19 protein-coding genes and 1 riboswitch are annotated in these 19,124 nt (G+C 38.7%); of the genes, 2 read left to right on the forward strand and 17 right to left on the reverse strand.

Features of this window, described 5'->3' with window-relative positions; translation table 11 throughout:
- Window positions 1-4: 4 nt before the first annotated feature.
- The 10 genes from MKY88_RS19245 to MKY88_RS19290 form a co-directional block, all read right to left on the reverse strand.
- Window positions 5-856, reverse strand: coding sequence for a MetQ/NlpA family ABC transporter substrate-binding protein (locus tag MKY88_RS19245; protein ID WP_340814453.1), 852 nt, complete (start codon window positions 854-856; stop codon window positions 5-7).
- A gap of 66 nt (window positions 857-922) precedes the next feature.
- On the reverse strand, window positions 923-1,591 hold the full coding sequence (locus MKY88_RS19250) for a methionine ABC transporter permease (protein WP_340814454.1): 669 nt from the start codon (window positions 1,589-1,591) through the stop codon (window positions 923-925).
- Window positions 1,581-2,609, reverse strand: a complete 1,029-nt coding sequence (locus MKY88_RS19255) for a methionine ABC transporter ATP-binding protein (RefSeq protein WP_193832964.1) — start codon at window positions 2,607-2,609, stop codon at window positions 1,581-1,583. The genes MKY88_RS19250 and MKY88_RS19255 overlap by 11 nt, the downstream gene beginning before the upstream one ends.
- 83 nt (window positions 2,610-2,692) lie before the next feature.
- A riboswitch (SAM riboswitch) is annotated at window positions 2,693-2,796 on the reverse strand.
- A 56-nt stretch (window positions 2,797-2,852) separates the two neighbouring features.
- Window positions 2,853-3,164, reverse strand: a complete 312-nt coding sequence (locus MKY88_RS19260; RefSeq protein ID WP_340814456.1) for a thioredoxin family protein — start codon at window positions 3,162-3,164, stop codon at window positions 2,853-2,855.
- A 15-nt stretch (window positions 3,165-3,179) separates the two neighbouring features.
- Window positions 3,180-3,521, reverse strand: a complete 342-nt coding sequence (locus tag MKY88_RS19265) for a hypothetical protein (RefSeq protein ID WP_031417716.1) — start codon at window positions 3,519-3,521, stop codon at window positions 3,180-3,182.
- Window positions 3,522-3,613: 92 nt separating this feature from the next.
- The gene (gene gcvH, locus MKY88_RS19270) at window positions 3,614-3,994 is read right to left on the reverse strand and encodes a glycine cleavage system protein GcvH (RefSeq protein ID WP_025116632.1); all 381 of its coding nucleotides are present in this window, start codon (window positions 3,992-3,994) and stop codon (window positions 3,614-3,616) included.
- Between the two features lie 81 nt (window positions 3,995-4,075).
- A complete protein-coding gene (locus MKY88_RS19275) occupies window positions 4,076-4,432 on the reverse strand; it encodes an arsenate reductase family protein (protein WP_036145544.1) in 357 nt (118 codons plus the stop codon).
- A 183-nt stretch (window positions 4,433-4,615) separates the two neighbouring features.
- Window positions 4,616-6,400 (reverse strand): acyl-CoA dehydrogenase family protein, encoded by a 1,785-nt coding sequence (locus MKY88_RS19280; RefSeq protein WP_328201155.1) that lies wholly within the window; start codon window positions 6,398-6,400, stop codon window positions 4,616-4,618.
- Window positions 6,401-6,641: 241 nt separating this feature from the next.
- Window positions 6,642-7,814 carry an acetyl-CoA C-acetyltransferase gene (locus MKY88_RS19285; RefSeq protein ID WP_008179961.1) on the reverse strand — a complete coding sequence of 391 codons (1,173 nt, stop codon included), beginning with the start codon at window positions 7,812-7,814 and terminating at the stop codon, window positions 6,642-6,644.
- A 48-nt stretch (window positions 7,815-7,862) separates the two neighbouring features.
- The gene (locus MKY88_RS19290; RefSeq protein ID WP_340814457.1) at window positions 7,863-10,247 is read right to left on the reverse strand and encodes a 3-hydroxyacyl-CoA dehydrogenase/enoyl-CoA hydratase family protein; all 2,385 of its coding nucleotides are present in this window, start codon (window positions 10,245-10,247) and stop codon (window positions 7,863-7,865) included.
- Window positions 10,248-10,595: 348 nt separating this feature from the next.
- Here MKY88_RS19290 and MKY88_RS19295 point away from each other — a divergent pair, with 348 nt between their 5' ends.
- Together MKY88_RS19295 and MKY88_RS19300 are read left to right on the forward strand one after the other, a co-directional pair.
- Window positions 10,596-10,937 carry a thioredoxin family protein gene (locus MKY88_RS19295; protein ID WP_386835390.1) on the forward strand — a complete coding sequence of 114 codons (342 nt, stop codon included), beginning with the start codon at window positions 10,596-10,598 and terminating at the stop codon, window positions 10,935-10,937.
- A gap of 62 nt (window positions 10,938-10,999) precedes the next feature.
- On the forward strand, window positions 11,000-11,503 hold the full coding sequence (locus tag MKY88_RS19300; RefSeq protein WP_193832966.1) for a C39 family peptidase: 504 nt from the start codon (window positions 11,000-11,002) through the stop codon (window positions 11,501-11,503).
- Between the two features lie 88 nt (window positions 11,504-11,591).
- On the opposite strand, the gene MKY88_RS19305 is transcribed toward MKY88_RS19300, so the two are convergent.
- The 7 genes from MKY88_RS19305 to MKY88_RS19335 all read right to left on the reverse strand — a co-directional run bounded on the left by MKY88_RS19305 (window position 11,592) and on the right by MKY88_RS19335 (window position 19,006).
- Window positions 11,592-12,479 (reverse strand): 5'-3' exonuclease, encoded by an 888-nt coding sequence (locus tag MKY88_RS19305; protein WP_340814848.1) that lies wholly within the window; start codon window positions 12,477-12,479, stop codon window positions 11,592-11,594.
- A gap of 111 nt (window positions 12,480-12,590) precedes the next feature.
- Complete coding sequence (locus tag MKY88_RS19310; RefSeq protein WP_309138041.1) at window positions 12,591-13,583, reverse strand: agmatinase family protein; 993 nt, start codon at window positions 13,581-13,583, stop codon at window positions 12,591-12,593.
- 247 nt (window positions 13,584-13,830) lie between these two features.
- Window positions 13,831-14,823 (reverse strand): polysaccharide deacetylase family protein, encoded by a 993-nt coding sequence (locus MKY88_RS19315; protein ID WP_340814460.1) that lies wholly within the window; start codon window positions 14,821-14,823, stop codon window positions 13,831-13,833.
- Window positions 14,824-14,827: 4 nt separating this feature from the next.
- Window positions 14,828-15,574, reverse strand: coding sequence for a hypothetical protein (locus MKY88_RS19320; RefSeq protein WP_232540679.1), 747 nt, complete (start codon window positions 15,572-15,574; stop codon window positions 14,828-14,830).
- Window positions 15,555-17,228, reverse strand: coding sequence for a GNAT family N-acetyltransferase (locus MKY88_RS19325; RefSeq protein ID WP_328201169.1), 1,674 nt, complete (start codon window positions 17,226-17,228; stop codon window positions 15,555-15,557). The genes MKY88_RS19320 and MKY88_RS19325 overlap by 20 nt, the downstream gene beginning before the upstream one ends.
- Window position 17,229: 1 nt before the next feature.
- A complete protein-coding gene (locus MKY88_RS19330) occupies window positions 17,230-18,360 on the reverse strand; it encodes a glycosyltransferase family 4 protein (protein WP_328201171.1) in 1,131 nt (376 codons plus the stop codon).
- A gap of 10 nt (window positions 18,361-18,370) precedes the next feature.
- On the reverse strand, window positions 18,371-19,006 hold the full coding sequence (locus tag MKY88_RS19335; protein ID WP_328201174.1) for a sugar transferase: 636 nt from the start codon (window positions 19,004-19,006) through the stop codon (window positions 18,371-18,373).
- Window positions 19,007-19,124: the final 118 nt, after the last annotated feature.

Consider the following 19,124-nt stretch of genomic DNA (forward strand, 5'->3'; position numbering starts at 1 on the left):
TAGATTATTGAACAGGTACTACTGCACCTTTCCATTCTTCTAAGATAAAGTCTTGGATTTCTTTAGACGTTAATACTTCTAATAATGTTTTAATTTCTGGTCTTGATTCATCACCAGCACGTACTGCGATGATGTTTACGTATGGCGACTCTTTGTCTTCAAGAGAAATCGCATCTTCGATTGGGTTTAAGCCATTATCAATAGCAAAGTTAGAATTGATCAGCACTGCGTCCCCTTCGTCGTTTTCGTACATTTGTACAAGCATTTCTGGTGCAGTATTCGCATCAAATTTAAAGTTTTTAGGATTTTCTTCTATATCCTTAATTTCTGCTGCTGTTTTATCAATACCATCTTTTAATTTAATTAAGCCCTTAGCTTCTAATAATGACAGCATACGACCATGATCTGATACTGAATTAGAAAGTAAGATTGTTGCACCTTCAGGCAGTTCCTCTAAAGATTTATATTTTTTAGAATAAATACCGATTGGCTCAATATGAACACCACCAGCATTGACGAAGTCATAGCCATTGTCTTTAATTTGCAACTCTAAATACGGAATATGTTGGAAGTAATTTGCATCCAAATCTTTTGATTCTAAATCTTGGTTTGGTAGCACATAGTCTGTATATGTTTCTACTTTTAGGTCAATACCTTTCTCAGCTAAAATCGGTTTTGCTTTATCCAAAATTACTGCATGTGGTGTATTAGAAGCTCCCACTGTTAAAGTAACGTTTTCTTTACTATCTGTTTTATCACCAGATGCTGAATTTGCATCCTCTTTTTTATCAGTACCGCAAGCTGCTAAAGCTAGTACAAGTATTGATAAAAATAATCCTGCTAATAACTTTTTCATTTATGACACTCCTTTTATTTTGATAAAAATATGTTAGCGGCAAGAACCGGAATAACCTCAGTTTTATTAACGTTTATCAATTTTTTCTGTAATGAAATCACCAATCCATTGGATGATAAAGACTATTACTAAGATCAAAATAGTTGCCATTAATGTCACATCTTGGCGATTTCTTTGGAATCCGTCTAAGAAGGCTAAGTTTCCAAGACCCCCTGCACCGATTATTCCTGCCATTGCTGTATAACCGACAAGTGCTACAGCCGTAACTGTAATACCTGAAATAAGTGCTGGTAAGGATTCAGGGATCAGAACTTTCCAAATAATTGTGGCTGTTTTAGCCCCCATTGAACGAGCTGCTTCAATAACACCCTTATCAATTTCTCGTAACGCAATTAATACCATACGCGCATAGAACGGAGCTGCACCGATAATTAAAGCTGGTAAAGCAGCATTAGCTCCACGGATTGTACCTAGTAAAAACTTAGTGAATGGAATTAATAAAATAATTAACACGATAAATGGGATAGAACGGAATATGTTAACGAGCGACCCTGTTAAAAAGCTAACAATTTTATTAGCCCATAACTGATTCGGACTTGTTAAAAATAGGACGATCCCAATGGCTAACCCAAGAATAAATGTAATAACTGTAGAAATGGCCGTCATATATAATGTTTCATACGTAGCCTGCCACATGCTATCCCAGTCTACATTCGGAAAGAGATTAGTTAGCATCTGCAATCACCTCCGTTTGTACTTCCACTGTATTTAAATAGCTTAAGGCTTCAGTCACGTTTGCTTTGGACCCGTCAATTTGCACAATGAGGGTACCATATGCACCATTTTTCGTTTGTGAAATATTTCCGTGTACAATGCTTACTTCCACATCGAATTGCTTTACTAGATGTGAAATAACTGGCTGTTCTGTTTTTTCACCAACAAAAATCAATTTGACAAGTTGTCCAGTTGGATAATTTGCTTTGATTTGTTCTACTGTATCCTGTGTTTCCTTTGTATTTGTAATTTGAGCTACAAATTTCTTAGTAATGGCAGCCTGAGGAGCCTGGAAAACTTGCAATACTTCTCCACGCTCTACAATTTCGCCTGCCTCCATCACTGCTACACGATGACAAATCTTGCGAATGACATGCATTTCATGAGTAATGAGGACAATCGTTAACCCTAAACGTTCATTAATATCCACCAGTAAATCAAGAATGGCATCTGTTGTCTCAGGATCTAGTGCAGATGTTGCCTCATCACATAGTAAAACCTCTGGATTATTTGCTAATGCTCGTGCAATCCCTACACGTTGCTTTTGTCCACCAGACAGCTGCGATGGATATGCTTGCTCGCGACCCTCTAAGCCAACAAGTGCTATCAATTCCTTCACCCGTGCCTCACGTTGAGCTTTTGATACACCTGCAATTTCTAATGGGAAGGCAATGTTTTCTGCAACTGTTCGCGACCAAAGTAGGTTAAAATGTTGAAAAATCATACTAACCTTTTGTCTAGCTGCTCTAAGCTTTTGACCTTTAATCGATGAAAATTCTTGATTGTTCACCGTTACTGTTCCTGCTGTTGGTTTCTCTAAACCATTAAGTAAACGAATCATGGTACTTTTACCAGCGCCACTATAGCCGATAATGCCAAAAATTTCACCCTTATTAATAGTAAGGTTAACATCTTTGACTGCCGTTAATTCGCCATTTGCTGTTTTGTATTTCTTCGTTATATTTTGAAGCTGTATCATAGCGAATACTCCTTTTCTTATATAAAAAAACCCCTTCACTCATAGACAAGTAGAAGGGGTCACGTATTATACGTTGAACCGTTCTCTCATCTTTCAAAGAAAAATCTTTGGGTGATTTGGCACCTTTTCACTATGTGATGGTTGCCGGGCTTCATAGGGCACTTCCCTCCGCCGCTCTTCATAAGAGTTCGATATATTTAATGTTTTAGTAATATATTTGTTACTTTACCACGCTAATAAAGTTCAGTCAATTGATTTTTTTAACAATTCGTACAAAAATGGTACGGATTGAAAAGCATAAATCTTTTCTGTCACTTTGCCGCCATCACAAACAAGTAAACAAGGGACGCTTTCAATTTGATGTTCAATAGCAATTTGCTCCAAAAAATTAATATTTGCTTTCCCTAGTTTTAGGTGAGGTAATAGTTGTTCTACAATTGACATCATTTTCGATGCCACTGCACAAGTACCACACATCTGTGTATATAAATAAAACGCAGCTTTTTCTCCCGACTGTAAAGCCGTCTCCCACTGCTCTTTTGACCATTCTTCCATTTAGTTCACGCAACCTTACAAAATATATTCATTATGGATTGAGAAATGCGCACGCAGTAAAATCATTGCTAACACTTTTCTTGGTGTCGTTTCTACTTCCTTATATGTCGGCATTGTACGTAAATGCTCTGCTTCCGGATAATGTCTGTCCATTAAAGCGCGTAGCTTATCGCCTGAAGTATCAGCATCAAAAAAAGTAAATAGCTCGTAGCCCTCATAGGGGTCTATTAGCTCCTCTAATTGATGCACTCCAATTGTTCCATTCGTACATAGTATTGTAACATTCTCGTTCAAAATTGGCTCAATTTGTAGCTTATCTGAGCGTCCTTCTACTATCAAGCATTTCCCATCGAACATTACGCCACCTCCATTTAGACATACCCACTTATACATTATTATATAATAAAAAACGCCGGTAGTTTCCGACGTTTTTTTGATTATGGCTTGTCTTATTCTGCAGTCATCTCTTCGTATTGTTCTGCTGTCATAAGTTTATCAACTTCTGATGCATCAGCAGGCTCTACGACGATCATCCATGCTTTTTCATATGGTGATTCATTTACGAATTCTGGGCTATCTTCTAAATCTGCATTTACTTCCACTACAGTACCTGAGATTGGTGCATACAATTCAGAAACAGTTTTTACTGATTCTACGCTACCGAATGGATCATCTGTTTTGATTTCATCGCCAACTTGTGGAAGTTCAACGAAAACGATATCTCCTAATTCAGATTGTGCGAAGTGCGTAATACCGATACGTACTTTTCCATCTTCTACTTTTACCCATTCATGCTCTTCAGAGTAACGTAAGTCTTTCGGTGTGCTCATGCAAAAAACCCCTCCATAATTATGTAATATATTCACTTTCAGTGTGCCATACTTCTCCTATAAAAACAAGGATAAAAACGGTTATAACCAAGCTTGCTCAAAATCGGATTCTTTAAACCCTAAAGTTACTTTTTTTCCATCTGTTACGATGGGACGTTTTATTAACATACCATCCGTAGCAAGTAGCTCAAGCTGTTCTTCCTCAGTCATATCAGCTAGCTTGTCCTTCAAACCAAGGTCACGATACTTCATGCCAGAAGTATTAAAAAACTTCTTCAAAGGTAGTTCACTTGCTTGCCATAAAGCTGTTATTTCATCCTTTGTTGGTGGCTGCTCTACGATATGTACCTCTTCATAGGAAACGTCATGATCATTTAACCACTTTTGTGCTTTTTTACATGTTGTACATTTTGGATAATGGAAAAATTGAATCGTCATAAAAATGCTCCTCTGCTCTCTTTTTCTGTAGTATACCATCATAATCATTTAGAATGGTGGAACTTCGCTCATTTACGTAAGTCTATCCATCGGTTTTGTATTTTTATCCGTTACTTTCACAAATTTATCTGGAACAAAAAAAACTAGCTACCCATTTACGGATAGCTAGCGTTTTTCATACGATTAAACGATATATTTTTCTGCTTCAATTAATTTCACAGATGCTTCACGTTTCTTCGTAATTAGGTTGTATGGATTGTTACGCGTTAATTTCCGTAATGCAGATAAAGTCATACGTGCTGCATCACCATCTGCGGACGCAAGAATTGTATCTTTTGCTTCTTTTTCGATTTCAGCAAATGCTTCTTGGCAGAAAATTTGAGTGTATAGCAATTTTTGATGTGCTTTTTCAACGCCATCACGAGCAATCGCTTTTTCTGTACGTAATACAGCTGATTCCATTGCAAATAATTGATTAGCGATATTAGCAATATTCACTAAAACTTCTTGCTCTTGATCTAACTTCGCACCAAAGCGTTGTGCTGCTAAGCCTGCCGCTAATACAGCAATCTTCTTGGCATTTTTCACTAAGTATTTTTCCTGAGCTAGTGGCTCTGTACCGATATCCTCCGGCATTAACATCAGAAGCTCTTGCTGTAGATTTTGCGCAACATGTAATAATGGCAGCTCACCTTTTAGTGCCTTTTTCATAAATGTACCTGGTACAATCATGCGATTAATTTCATTTGTACCTTCAAAAATTCGATTAATACGAGAATCACGGTAAATACGCTCTACCTCATATTCAGCCATGAAGCCATAACCGCCGTGTAACTGTACCGCTTCATCTGCAATATAATCTAATGTTTCTGATCCAAATACTTTAGCAATTGAGCATTCAATCGCATACTCAGCGATAGCACCTGCAATCACTTTTCCTTCCTTTTGCTCCTCTGGACTTAGCTGGCTTAAACGATCTTCAAATAAACCAACAGTACGATAGTTTAATGATTCGGATGCATACAATTGAGAAGCCATCGTTGATAATTTTTCTTTTGTAAGGTTGAAGTCAGAAAGCTTTGTTTTAAATTGCTGACGTTGGTTTGTATATTGTACCGCTAACTCAAAAGCACGTTTTGATCCACCAATTGTTCCAACCCCAAGTTTATAGCGACCGATATTTAAAATATTGAAGGCAATGACATGCCCACGACCAATTTCGCCTAATAAATTTTCTACTGGCACTTCTGCATCTTCTAACACTAGTGTACGAGTAGATGAGGATTTAATCCCCATTTTCTTCTCTTCAGGACCCACTGAAACACCATTGAATGCACGTTCCACAATAAAGGCAGAGAACTTGTCGCCATCAATTTTAGCGTAAACAACAAATACATCTGCAAAGCCCGCATTTGTAATCCATTGCTTTTCACCATTTAAAATATAATGTGTGCCTGCATCGTTTAGTTTCGCAGTTGTTTTTGCCCCTAAAGCATCTGAGCCTGATCCCGGCTCTGTTAATGCATAAGCAGCAATTAATTCACCTGAAGCAAGCTTAGGTAAATATTTTTTCTTTTGATCTTCGTCACCGAATAGCACGATTGGTAATGAGCCAATTCCAACGTGTGCACCATGGGTGATGGAGAAACCACCTGCTACAGACATTTTTTCTGCAATTAATGCTGAAGAAACTTTATCTAAGCCTAGTCCTTCGTATTCTTCAGGAACATCTGCTCCTAGCAAGCCTAATTCACCAGCACTTTTAAGGAGACGTACTGAATGCTCAAATTCGTGGTGCTCTAAATTTTCAACTACAGGTAAAACTTCATTTGCTACATATTCTTCTGTTGTTTTGGCAATCATTTTATGCTCGTCAGTGAAATCTTCTGGTGTAAACACACGATCTAATTCCACATCTTCAATTAAAAATCCGCCGCCTTTAATGAAATCCGTTGTTTTTTCAGTCATATAAATTCCTCCCAATATATCTATTTTGATAGTCTAATCCCCTATTGAATGATGCCTCTTCCAAATCTGTGATATTTGCTAGAGGCTTAATCTTTATTCAGCATCTTCTCCAACCATATAGAGAAGATTTCTTACACTACAAACCTCTTGCTGAGTAAAGACAAACATATATAGAAAAGCTTGAAATATACATGCTCGGAGGCAACCGGAAACAGTACACCTCAAGCTGATCTAGTGAAAATTATAGAATTTCAAATACTCCAGCAGCCCCCATGCCGCCACCAATACACATAGTTACTACACCATATTTTTTGCCTTGACGCTTTAATTCATGAATAAGTTTTAGTGTTAAAATAGCACCCGTTGCACCAAGTGGATGTCCTAATGCGATAGCTCCACCATTCACATTGACCTTATCTTGGTCAATGCCTAAATGACGAACAACCTGTAAAGATTGGGATGCAAATGCTTCATTGATTTCCCATAGATCAATAGCATCTACTGATAAACCTGCTATTTCTAATGCTTTCGGTACCGCCACAATTGGACCAATTCCCATTACTTCAGGTGGTACACCACCTACTGCAAAGCCTAGGAATTTTGCCATTGGTGTTAAACCTTGCTTGACAGCCTCTTCACGATCCATCACCAATACAGCTGCTGCACCATCGGAAGTTTGAGAAGCGTTCCCTGCTGTCACACTCCCTTTCACATGGAAAGCTGGACGAAGTTTCGCTAAGCCTTCAACCGATGTACCAGGACGGACACCTTCATCCATGCTGAAAGTGAATTTTTTCACTTGTGGCTTATTGTTCTCGTCAACATAATGTTGTTCCACTTCTATTGGTACAATCTCATCATTAAATTTACCTTCTTTGATCGCCTTTTCAGCAAGTTCATGTGAGCGAACAGCAAAAGCATCTTGATCTTCTCGACTTACATTGTACTGTCGAGCTACTTCCTCAGCTGTATGCCCCATTCCCATATAATATTGTGGAGCTGTTTCAGCTAATGTTGGATTTAAGCGGGGTGTGTTCCCCACCATTGGCACCATACTCATTGACTCTACTCCACCAGCAAGAATGGCCTTTGAATGCCCTAGCATAATTCGTTCAGCTGCATAGGCAATCGCCTGTAGACCTGAAGAGCAAAATCTATTAATTGTTAGAGCCGGAGTTGTATCTGGTAATCCGGCAAGTGCACCGATACTACGAGCTACATTCATCCCTTGTTCTGCTTCTGGCATAGCACAGCCTAAAATTAGATCATCTATCGGTCCCTCATAGCCTGCTCTTTTTAATGTTTCTTTGACAACGGCAGCACCAAAGTCATCTGGTCTTACTGTTGCTAAAGAACCTTTTTTTGCTTTTCCAATTGGAGTTCGTGCTCCTGCTACAATAACGGCTTCACGCATCGTATAATCCCCCTTTGTTTCATGTGCAAGTTTTGTCTATTTCGTCCATTAGTTACGAAGTGGTTTCCCCTTTAACAGCATATGTTGCATTCTTTGCTGTGAAAGTGGATCAGCAACAAGGCTAAGGAATGCCTCACGCTCTAAGTTTAATAGATACTGTTCATCGACTAATGTGCCATATGGAACCTTACCACCCGCAATAACATAAGCTAGCTTTTTAGCAATTTTCAAATCATGCTTACTGATAAAGCCTGACTCATACATACCTTGCGCACCAATGAGTAATGTACCGTAGCCTGATGCACCAACCACAGGAACTTTTGTTGGCACAGGTGGTTGATAGCCTGCTTCGTAAAGTGCCAAAGCCGCTTGCTTCGCGTCATATAATTGATGATCTTGGTTAACAGAAATCCCATCTGCGAAGTTTAAGAAGTTATTTTCACGTGCTTCCTCACCAGATGTTGAAACCTTCGCCATCGCAATTGTTTCAAATACTTTATTTGCAATATGTTGATAGTCTATCTCAACACCATTTGGTAGGCCCTTTAGGAATTTTTGATAAAGCGCTTTATTACCTCCGCCGCCCGGAATTAACCCAACGCCTACTTCCACTAATCCCATATATGTTTCCATCGTTGCCTGGATATGTGCAGCAGGTAAACAAACCTCTGCACCGCCACCTAATGTCATCGCAAACGGTGCTGCCACAACTGGCTTACGTGAATATTTAATTTTTTGCATCGCATCTTGGAATGCCTTAATGACAAAATCTAGTTCAAAGATATTATCATCCTGCGCCTCGACTAAAATCATTCCTAGATTTGCTCCAACACAGAAGTTTTTCCCCTGGTTTCCAATAACTAAGCCCTTATAATTAGCTTCTACCTCGTCGATTGCAAAGTTGATCATTTGAATAATATCTAAACCAATAGCATTCGACTGGGAATGGAATTCTAATAATGCAACTCCATCACCTAAGTCTATTAAACTAGCACCTGTATTAGATTTAATTACGCCATGTTTTTTCTTATACCGTTTTAAATCAATTTCCTTTTCATTAGCAGGCACTTTGATATACTCCGAACCATTATAGTAAGCCAAGTCACCATCGATATCTGAATAGAAAGTTTCAAACCCATTTGCTAACATCTCTTTTACAAAGGCAGGTACTTCTCGACCTTCTGCCTCCATTTTTGTTACAGCTTCTTTCACGCCAATAGCATCCCAAATTTCAAATGGTCCTTGTTGCCAGCCAAAGCCCCATTTCATCGCATTATCAATAGCTACAATATCATCTGCAATTTCACCGTATAGCTGAGCAGAATAAATTAATGTAGGAGCAAATATTCCCCATAATAATTTACCTGTACGATCTTTTGCATATGTTAAAGTCTTCACTTTATTAGCCAATCCACGAGTTTGTTTCGCCATTTCAATGGAAGGTGTCTTTAATTTTTTCGCAGGACTGTAGGCCAAAGTTGTTGGGTCAATTTCATGAATCTCTTTTCCTTGCTTTATGAAGAAGCCTTGGCCTGATTTGGCACCGAGCCAACCATTCGTGACCATTTTTTGCAAAAATTCTGGGACAGCAAACACCTGCTGCTCCTCACCTGTTGTTTGATCGTATACATTTTTAGCTACATGAATAAATGTATCTAATCCAACAACATCGAGCGTACGGAACGTTGCCGATTTAGGACGGCCAATAAGCGGACCTGTCACGGAATCTACTTCCCCAACTGAGTAACCACCTTTTAGCATTTCCTGTAACGTGATGAGTAACCCATAAGTGCCGATGCGGTTAGCAATAAAGTTAGGTGTATCCTTTGCAAGCACAACGCCCTTACCAAGCACATCTTCACCAAATGTTTTCATGAAGCTTACTACTTCAGGTGCAGTTGTATTAGCTGGAATCACCTCTAATAGTTTTAAATAGCGAGGCGGGTTGAAAAAGTGTGTGCCAAGAAAATGCTTTTTAAAATCATCTGAGCGTCCTTCTGCCATCGCATTAATACTAATGCCAGAGGTATTTGAGCTAATAATTGTTCCAGGTGTACGAACAGCATCGATTTTTTCATACAGACTTTGTTTTATAGGTAAGTTTTCTACAACAACCTCAATAATCCAATCTACATCTTTTAGTTTCCCTAAATCATCCTCAAAATTGCCGACCGTTAGTAGTGATAAATTTTTCTTAGAAGTAAGTGGTGCTGGCTTTTGCTTTAATAACTTTTGCAAAGCTCCGTTTACAAGACGATTTCTTACAGCCGGGTGCTCTAAGGAAAGACCTTTTGCCTCTTCCTCATGCGTTAGTTCCTTCGGTGCAATATCTAATAGTAATGTTGGTATACCGATATTAGCTAAATGTGCTGCAATTCCAGAGCCCATCACCCCAGAACCTAGAACAGCAGCTTTTTTAATGTTATAAGTCACAAGCAATTCCCCCTTATTCTTCCATTGAATGAATAGCCATTCATTTTTTAGTCAAAAAAATATCAAGTGTACCTTAGTGGATTTTTGTCCCTCTGCTGAATGAATATTTACTAAATTCAATAAGCACAACTAAGGTTTATCTCCATTTCAAAACATTGCTAATGAATGAAGATAAAACTACTTTTCTGTTTTTAGTGTAGATTATTTTGTCTAATTTAGCAATCTTTTTTCAAGAATTATTTTTGCAATATACATCTTTTTTTGTCGTTTACGAGCTAAATGAAGACAATAAGTAGCGATGACTATAGCCAAACAGAAAACTTTCAGGATACGCGAAAAATGTGTAGAATGGTAAGCAAGGAGAGTGAATACTTAATGAAAACAATTACTACTGCAGAACAATTTAATGAATTAATCAATGGCAACCAAAAAGTACTAGTGAAATTTTACGCTGGCTGGTGCCCAGATTGTACACGTATGAACATGTTCATCGATCCAATCATTGAAGAGTATAACCAATTTGATTGGTATGAGCTAAACCGCGACGAGCTTCCAGAAATTGCAGACAAATATGATGTAATGGGCATCCCAAGTTTATTAATTTTCCAAAACGGTGAAAAGCTTGCTCACTTACACAGTGCCAATGCAAAAACACCTCAACAAGTAACGGAATTTTTATCTGCTCAATAATAACAATAATGAGAGCTGCATTTCTTCATGAAATGCAGCTCTTTTTGAAAGGAAATACCATTATGCGCCAACAATTGGGACTACACGGAAAATCACAATATGATGCATCGATTGCGCCAAACTATCGTAATTCTGCTTGTGGTCCTACTACAGTACACGTTATTTTAAATTATTTGAATGGGTCAGCTCCTTCAATTAATGAACTCTATAAACAGCTTGGTAGTACAAAAATTGGTTTATTCAAATGGCGATTGATTCGCAAATTACGCCAATTATATCCATCGTGGGATGTTCGTACTTGTTCATTAAAAGAAGCTTTGCAGGAAATTGATGCAGGGCGTCCAGTTGCTATGCGCTTTGATCGTTATTTTAGTTTTCGTTGGCGGGATCAAACCTCTACTTTCGCCTATCATTGGGTACCGCTAATTGGCTATGACATTAAAGATGATAAGCTATGGTTAATTTTTCATGATAACGGTACATCAAATTGTGATAGCCTCATTCGTCAGGCACTCTATCAAAACAACGAAAAAGTATTATCCTTCGTGAAAATGGTTCCTCACTAGAGCAAATATCGATTAGCCTACTATTTGCTCTCTATTCTTTTCCTTAAAAAAAAAAGCAGAGCATATGAATATACTCTGCGATGGTTGATTAAATAAGCGAATACAAAGAACGGGCATGCTTGGCAATAAGCGTGTAGCCTCTCTCTTCGATCTCTTTAAATATTTGCGGCTCATAGTTTGGTAATACAAGGCTTGAAAGGTCTGCTTCAATAGGTACATCGGTTTGAATCGTTGCGAGCTCATGCGATAATTTCAGCATATCTATATTGTCTTGGATTTTAGTTCGTTGACCTGGCTTTAATTCACCGAGCGACGCTAGTACACTATCAATCGAGCCATATGTTTGAATTAATGTGAGTGCTTGCTTCGGACCAATACCTTTAACGCCTGGATAACCATCACTTGTATCTCCCATAAAAGCTTTCACCTGTGCAAACTGCGCTGGCTCAATACTATATTCCTCTTTAAAACGTCCATGTGTATAAATATCATATTCTGTGTAGCCTTTTTTCATAAAAGCAATCTCTGTAGAGGGTCTTAAAAGTTGAAGTAAATCTTTATCCCCACTAATCACAGTAATATCAGCCTCGTCCTGCCATTTGCTAATCATAGAGCCAATTAAATCATCAGCCTCCATGCCCTTCACGCCAAAATTTTTCCAGCCCATTTGTAGGGATAAATTTTTTGCCATATCGAATTGAGGCAACATTTCCTCTGGTGGAGCTGGACGATTTGCTTTATAGCCATCAAATAAATCATTGCGGAATGTATGTGCCCCCATATCCCAGCAAACTGCCATATGTGTTGGCTTCATTAAAGATTGTGCAGTTAGTACATGTCGTACAAAGCCTTGTGCTCCATTCGTTGGTGTGCCATCCGCCAAGCGAATAAAGTGACCCATGGCAGCCGAAGCGAAAAATGAACGGAATAACAATGCCATACCGTCAACAATCAGTAGTTTTGGTTTTGTTGTCATCATAAATTTCCTCTCTATAACCGTACAAGTTTGTATAAATTTTTTATACCTATTGAATAGTATAGCAAACTTTCAACAATGAGCATTGTCAATACACGGCAATATGCTTACTTACACTGTCACTTTTCCTTTTTTTGAGATGCGATTGCGATGATCAAGCTGAATACCTGTTAGCCATTGTAAAAATGCCGTCACACCAATTTTAACGGTTTCTGGACGTAGCGTTCCTTCCTTAGGATCTGCATAAACAAAATCAATATGGCGAACCCCTTCATTTTCACCTATAAGTTTGAGGATATCGAATAATTCATAGGCTGTTAGACCGCCTGGTGTGGCAGCGGGGACATCTCGTGCAAACATAATATCAAGTGCATCTAGATCCACTGAAACATAAATTCGATCAACCTCATACATAAGCTGACGTAACATTTCACGTATTGTGAGCTGAATACCATCACGTCGCATTTGCTTTAATGTAATCATATGAATGCCCTGTTCTCTTGCATAATGAATCATTTCAGGGGAATTGAAAAAACCATGCAATCCGACATTATATATATGTCTCCCTTCCACAATCCCTGAGGCAATCAATTGATGGATCGGAGAATCTTGAGCCAGGCCAATTTCCTCTTGGTTTCTTGCATCTAAATGTGTGTCAATTTGAATGATGCCAATACGATCCTGCGGAAAGGCATTTTTTATTCCTTTTAATGAACATGCAGTAATAGCATGGTCTCCCCCAATCAAGCAAGTAAAGCTTTTTTGAAAAGCTATACTCAAATTTTCTGCTGCAGCCTCGATGGCAGATTCAGAAAGCATTCTATCTTGTTCATGAATCGCCACATCGCCAATATCAACGACTGATAGTGCGCGTAAATTTATTTGCTCATCTAAGTTATATGATTGAAAGCTAGGCCATACTTTACGAAACGCAGTTGGATATTGTGCTTTTGCAGATGCTTCTCCTGCATACGATAACAGAGCCCCATACACAACAATATCCACATCATTTGGGTTTGGATTTGTTTGCTGCTTAATCCATTGATGCATGGCCGATCCATTCTCTTGCTTCCATTGGCATTCCGGTTCTATAAACATATACATCTACCACCTTTATATCTTTTCTATTCAAGTTAAATTAACCTATATTTTCTCACATGCCCCTCAAATGTCCTATCCAATCTTCTCTCTATCTAATAGTACCATTCGTACATTCATCTTCGTCATTGTTTTTCTCTTTTCCTCTTTTCTTTTAAATTTTCTATTGGAAACATAAAAAAGCAAACTAGAAATCAGTTTGCTTCAAATTTCTCTATGAGTTGGCGCTTTGTTCAGTGAAGATTTCATTAGGCTACTTTTGTTGTTTGGAATGATTTTCACAAAGTTCAGCTACCTCATACATGGAATAGCTTTGAAAATTGTATTGACTGCGTAATTCTTGAAAATAAAGTAATAGCTCCTCTAACATGGCTAAATTTTTAGCTGTATTCTTCCCAAAATTATGAGGATGCCACCATAGATGGTAAAAGGCTTGGGCCTTTGCAGCCTCGAGCATGCTTTCCTTTATGCGTTTTACCTTTGAACCCTCGAATACGTGCAACGGACGAAAATAGGGTCTTAAAAAGGCACTTGAACGAATATTAATCAGTTGCTCGCCTCGCATTTCCTCCAATGTTGCCATATGATGGCCAGTAAGATTGATATAGCTATCTAGCCATTTTTTCGCTCCCAAAAGTCTGCCTTTTTTCGTAAACTTTTGAGCATCATACAATGGATGATTTTCAGTTCCTCTGTAACAAACATAGCCCGCTTCTACACATGCTTTAAAATAGTCAATATTCACTTGATTTCTTGGAAAAACAATGGACTTCATTGGCGAAATATAACCCTCGCTTATGGTCATTGTTGCGTCTAAATCTGCATAAAAGGCAGCTTCTGTTTGACCTTTTTCCAAGCAATAATAATGAGAAAAGGTATGGCTACCTATTTCCTGATGTGGTGTACGTTTAATCTCCTCTATTAAAGATTTACCAAAATGTAAGAGGTCCTCTTGTTCGTTTTCGCCTACTTTAGCTAGCTGGCTATGTGCTGCATAGCGCATATTTTCATACTTAACAGGGATACCTCGTAAATAATGAGCCATTTCAGCCTTAGATTCTGCAAACAATAGTCCGACTGTCGCCCAAGTTGCATGAATGTCATATTGCTCAAATAACGCAAGTATGCTGGGCAAGGCTTTCCGTACACCATATAGGTTTTTATTGTATTGTCCATATCGAAATACATCATGGACGCCCCAATTCAGCTCAAAATCTAATGAAATAACGAGACCCCCACCATTCATGTTGCTACTTCCTCCATTTTTGCACGCCTAGTAACAGTGCACGTATTTTTGATTGGGTAATGTAGCCTGAGTAAACATTGACAACCTGTCCACCAAAGCTTAGTTTGAAGGCACGTACATTTCGATTATCCGTTAATTCACCCATATCATATAAAACAAAACCTTGCTTCTTAAAATGAAGAAGATTATGCCAGATTAAAAAACGATTGGCATAGCGGTGTGGTCTCTTTAAATGTGGAGATATGGCTGACGCCGCACAAGTCGCTTCATAATAAGACATCGCTTTATTCCCATGTACAATATCCAGTCGATAGCATAATGTTTGTCCACAAATACTTTGAATTTCAGATAATAATAATGCTCCCTGTTTGTTGAGAAGCATGATCGTTTCCATTTGAGATTTACCAATACCCTCAAGCTTTTTTCTTTTAGCAAAATGATTATAAAATTGCTGAAAAGCTCGTAAGTTTTCGACGGAAGGTTCTTTATATAAAATAACTTGATAATATTCTTTATGTGCGCGTCGTAATATTTTACGATTTCCTTCAGAAAGTGCTAAATACAATGACAGCTCATGCCCTTGGAGATCAATATGAATTGTTTCACTTCTAACAAGCTTTCGACTTGGGACAAGGGAATTTGTATAGCCTATTACTTTCATGGATTTTCGAACATTGGCTGGCTTTTCTAGAAAATAAAAATGCTGCATCGCAATATTCCACCGCTTACTTTTAATGGACAGAATGAACATCGCCCCCACTCTCCGTATTTTTTTGTACATGTTGTCGCTCAAAACGAGCTACTTTATAATGTTTCATTCGAGTAATAGGTTTATAGCCTAGCTGTACTAAGCGCTTCCGTTTTCGCCATTGCCAAAAGCTTGCCGTTACCCACAATGTTTGTCCAGGTTTGATTTTTCTGAAATAGGCCGTTATAATATCGATTTGCTTGAACATATCATAGGCTAAAAAATAAGTTTGCTTCGGTAATGCTTCTACTATTTGCAGTGAATCGACACGCCAATTTGTAGCGTGTAATGCGAATGCTGGCTTATTTGTCTCTGCAAAGGAGTCCTTATAAACCGTGTACCCTTTATAATAGAGAGAAATGACTTCTTCCTGATCAAGTTGCATCGCTTCCTGAATAGTCATTTCCTCAAATAAGTTGCCCACAGGTTGCTGTGGTGACACATCCTCTGCTGGAGATAATTCATAGAGCTCCACTTGCTTCAAACGAATAAACCTATCTACGAATTGTTGTCCATATTCTAGCCAATCTTTAAGCTTTCCATACTTTACTAAATAGCGGAAACGTCCAAGTGTGTTACGCTTCCAGTCTACAAATCGTTGATTACTTTTTACGTATTCCTTAAGCCACTCCTTCAGTAGCAATGAACCTGTCACTAGCCTCGCACGTCTCGTACCGCTACTGGCAAGCATTCGTCTAGTAAAATCGATATTCGTACGCCAATCAAATTTATAAGGCTCATAGCCAATACTCATATCAAATAGGCGATAATTAGCAGCGAAAGTTCGCTGAATAGATTCCTGATTGACTATACGTCCCGGACCAAATACATTAAATGTCGGTTCGTGAGCCAGCGCATAGGTTACATAGCGTCCACGACAATAAAGTCCATATGTGAAAGCAATCCACTGATTTTCAAAGACAAGTGCATCGACCTCTACTTGGAGCGCCTCCCCATGAAGCATTGTTAAGCGCTCAAAAAAGTCTCTTTTCTTCCCTTTTGTAAAGTCACTCGTATCCAGTTTTTTTGCCCATCGTCGATCAAATAATCGAAACATTTGCCATAGCTCGTCCTGTGCGGGGACTCGCCTTGTTAATGCCCCTAGCTTTCGTAGCTTTCTTTCGCGCCGATCAACACCATGCATTTTTCGGCGTTGCTGGAAATGTTGGGGAAAGTCTACCTCGGAAAAAGCGAGATATGGAGTGACCACACGGAAGATACTTGTTCGTAACTGTCTTTCCACGAAATATTGTTCGAGGACTTTAGTAGACTCTTTACTTTCCAACAAGCCATGCAGTGAAAAAATTACGTGCCGATGTTTTTTTAGAAGCTCATCGAACACAAAGGTTGTTGTGTCCATTAACCATTCTTTTTTGGCAACAACCCCTGTATAATTGGCAATACTTTCACCCGCAAAGGTATACACCCTAATCCCCCATCGACTAGTCACCGTAAAGGGGAAAAAGGCCAAAATGATTCCTTTATGTTCCACAGCGAAGAGCTCTACTCGTTCTTTTCGCCCTACTATTTGCCACCAATTATAAAACCAAGCAAATTCAATAAATGGATTATCATTGTTCTCTTCCTCTAAAATACCATCCCAAATTTCCTTGTACCACATGAGCTCATCATCTGTTCTAATGCGTATTAATTGCAATTCAATCCCCTTTCTTTACGAGTTCTGAAACAGCTTGCTGATAGACCATTAATGTTTTTTGGTACATCGGAGTAAACGTAAAATGCTGTAAATAACGTCGTTCGCTCGCATTACCCATTTTTTTACTTAAGGTAGCATCCATTAATAAATAGTGAAGCCTCTGCTTCAATAATTCTTTATCCTCACGCTCCACTAAAAAACCATTGTCATGATCCACCACTAACTCTTTAACACCACCCACATTTGTTGCAACTATAGGGAGACCTATACACATCGCTTCAATAATAGAGATGGGCAAGCCCTCCCAATCTGACAACAAAACAAATACATCACTTTTCTCTAAATAGCTGTGTACGTCTAATTGATCACCCAAAAATGTTATGCGATCTGTTAAATTATGCTGTGCAACAAATTCTTCTAAAGCTGGCCGTAGAGAACCATCTCCAATCAATTGAAGCTGCCATGGAACATCTGTCAGTTCTGCTAACGCCTCCAGCAATAGATCCTGTCTTTTTGGCACTTCAAAACGAGCAACCATCATTATGACAGGCTGCTCCGTATATGTCTTTTCTGTTGATGAATTTCTATCTATTGGGGCAATACCATTATGAATAGTTAGCAGTTTATGAGCTGGAGCAACCTTTTTCATGAGTGCTAGCTCCCGATCATAATCAGATACCGTTATTATTTTTGTGGTGAATCGTTGAACCGATTTTTCCATTCGATAATAAAGCACCTGTTTCTTTTGAGGAACACCTTCTGTAAAGCTCCAACTATGTGCGGTAAAAACAGTCGGGATACGCAGTAAACTTCCCACTATACGACCTATCACACCTGCCTTGGACGAATGTGTGGCAACCACATCAGGTTGTATGCTTTTAATGACGGCTCTTAATTGCCAAAATGCTTGGAAATCCTTTGTTAGATGAATAGCACGTTGCATAGCTGGAATACGAATAACCGTAATTTTTTCCTCTTGTAAGCGCCAAAGGGATGGCTGATAGGAGCCTGTCACGACAGTCACTTCATGACCATCTCGCTTGAGCTGGATCGCTAATGCCTCCACATGCTTTTGCGCTCCACCGATTTTATCCATTCGTGTAATAAACTGAACAATTTTCAGTACGGCCACTCCCCATCATTTAATAGGCACCCGTTCTTGCTACTACTACATAAAGAGTTTTCAAAACAATTTGGATATCCATCCAAAAGGAGTAATGATCCACATATTCAATGTCATATGAAATTTTTTGTCCATGGGAAATATTAGAACGGCCGTTAATCTGGGCAAGACCTGTTAAACCTGGTTTTACCTCTAGTCTCCTGGCCTGTAAATTGTTATAGGCATTTGTAATGGTTGGAACCTCCGGACGAGGCCCCACAATGCTCATTTCTCCTTTTAATACATTTAACAGCTGAGGAATTTCATCAATACTTAGCTTTCGAAGGACAGCACCTACTTTGGTAATCCGTGTATCCTGTTCTACTTTAAAAAAATAGTCGTCTGGAATACCATCGGTACATATAGCTGGCATATTGACTGGAACTGCCTGTATACACATTGTGCGTAGCTTCCAAATAACAAAGCGGTGATGATCGAGGCCAGTTCGTATTTGTTTAAAAAAAATGGGGCGACCTGTTGAAATGAGTAAAATGAGGAATACAGCTAGCATTAGAGGGATTGTCATAAAAAGTAATAATAATGCCCCGATAATATCAAATATTCTTTTGCCATACTGACCATAGAATGTGAGATTCTTAGTTGTCGGAACGTGCACTTCACCATCCTTTGCATTTTTTTACTACTTAACACTATATATTCATTTTGAACATTTCTAGAACTATTTTAAGAAAAGTGCTTCTAGATGAAAAAAAGAGTTATACCAGCGGCACTTG

Source organism: Lysinibacillus sp. FSL R7-0073, assembly GCF_038009065.1.
GTDB lineage: Bacteria > Bacillota > Bacilli > Bacillales_A > Planococcaceae > Lysinibacillus > Lysinibacillus fusiformis.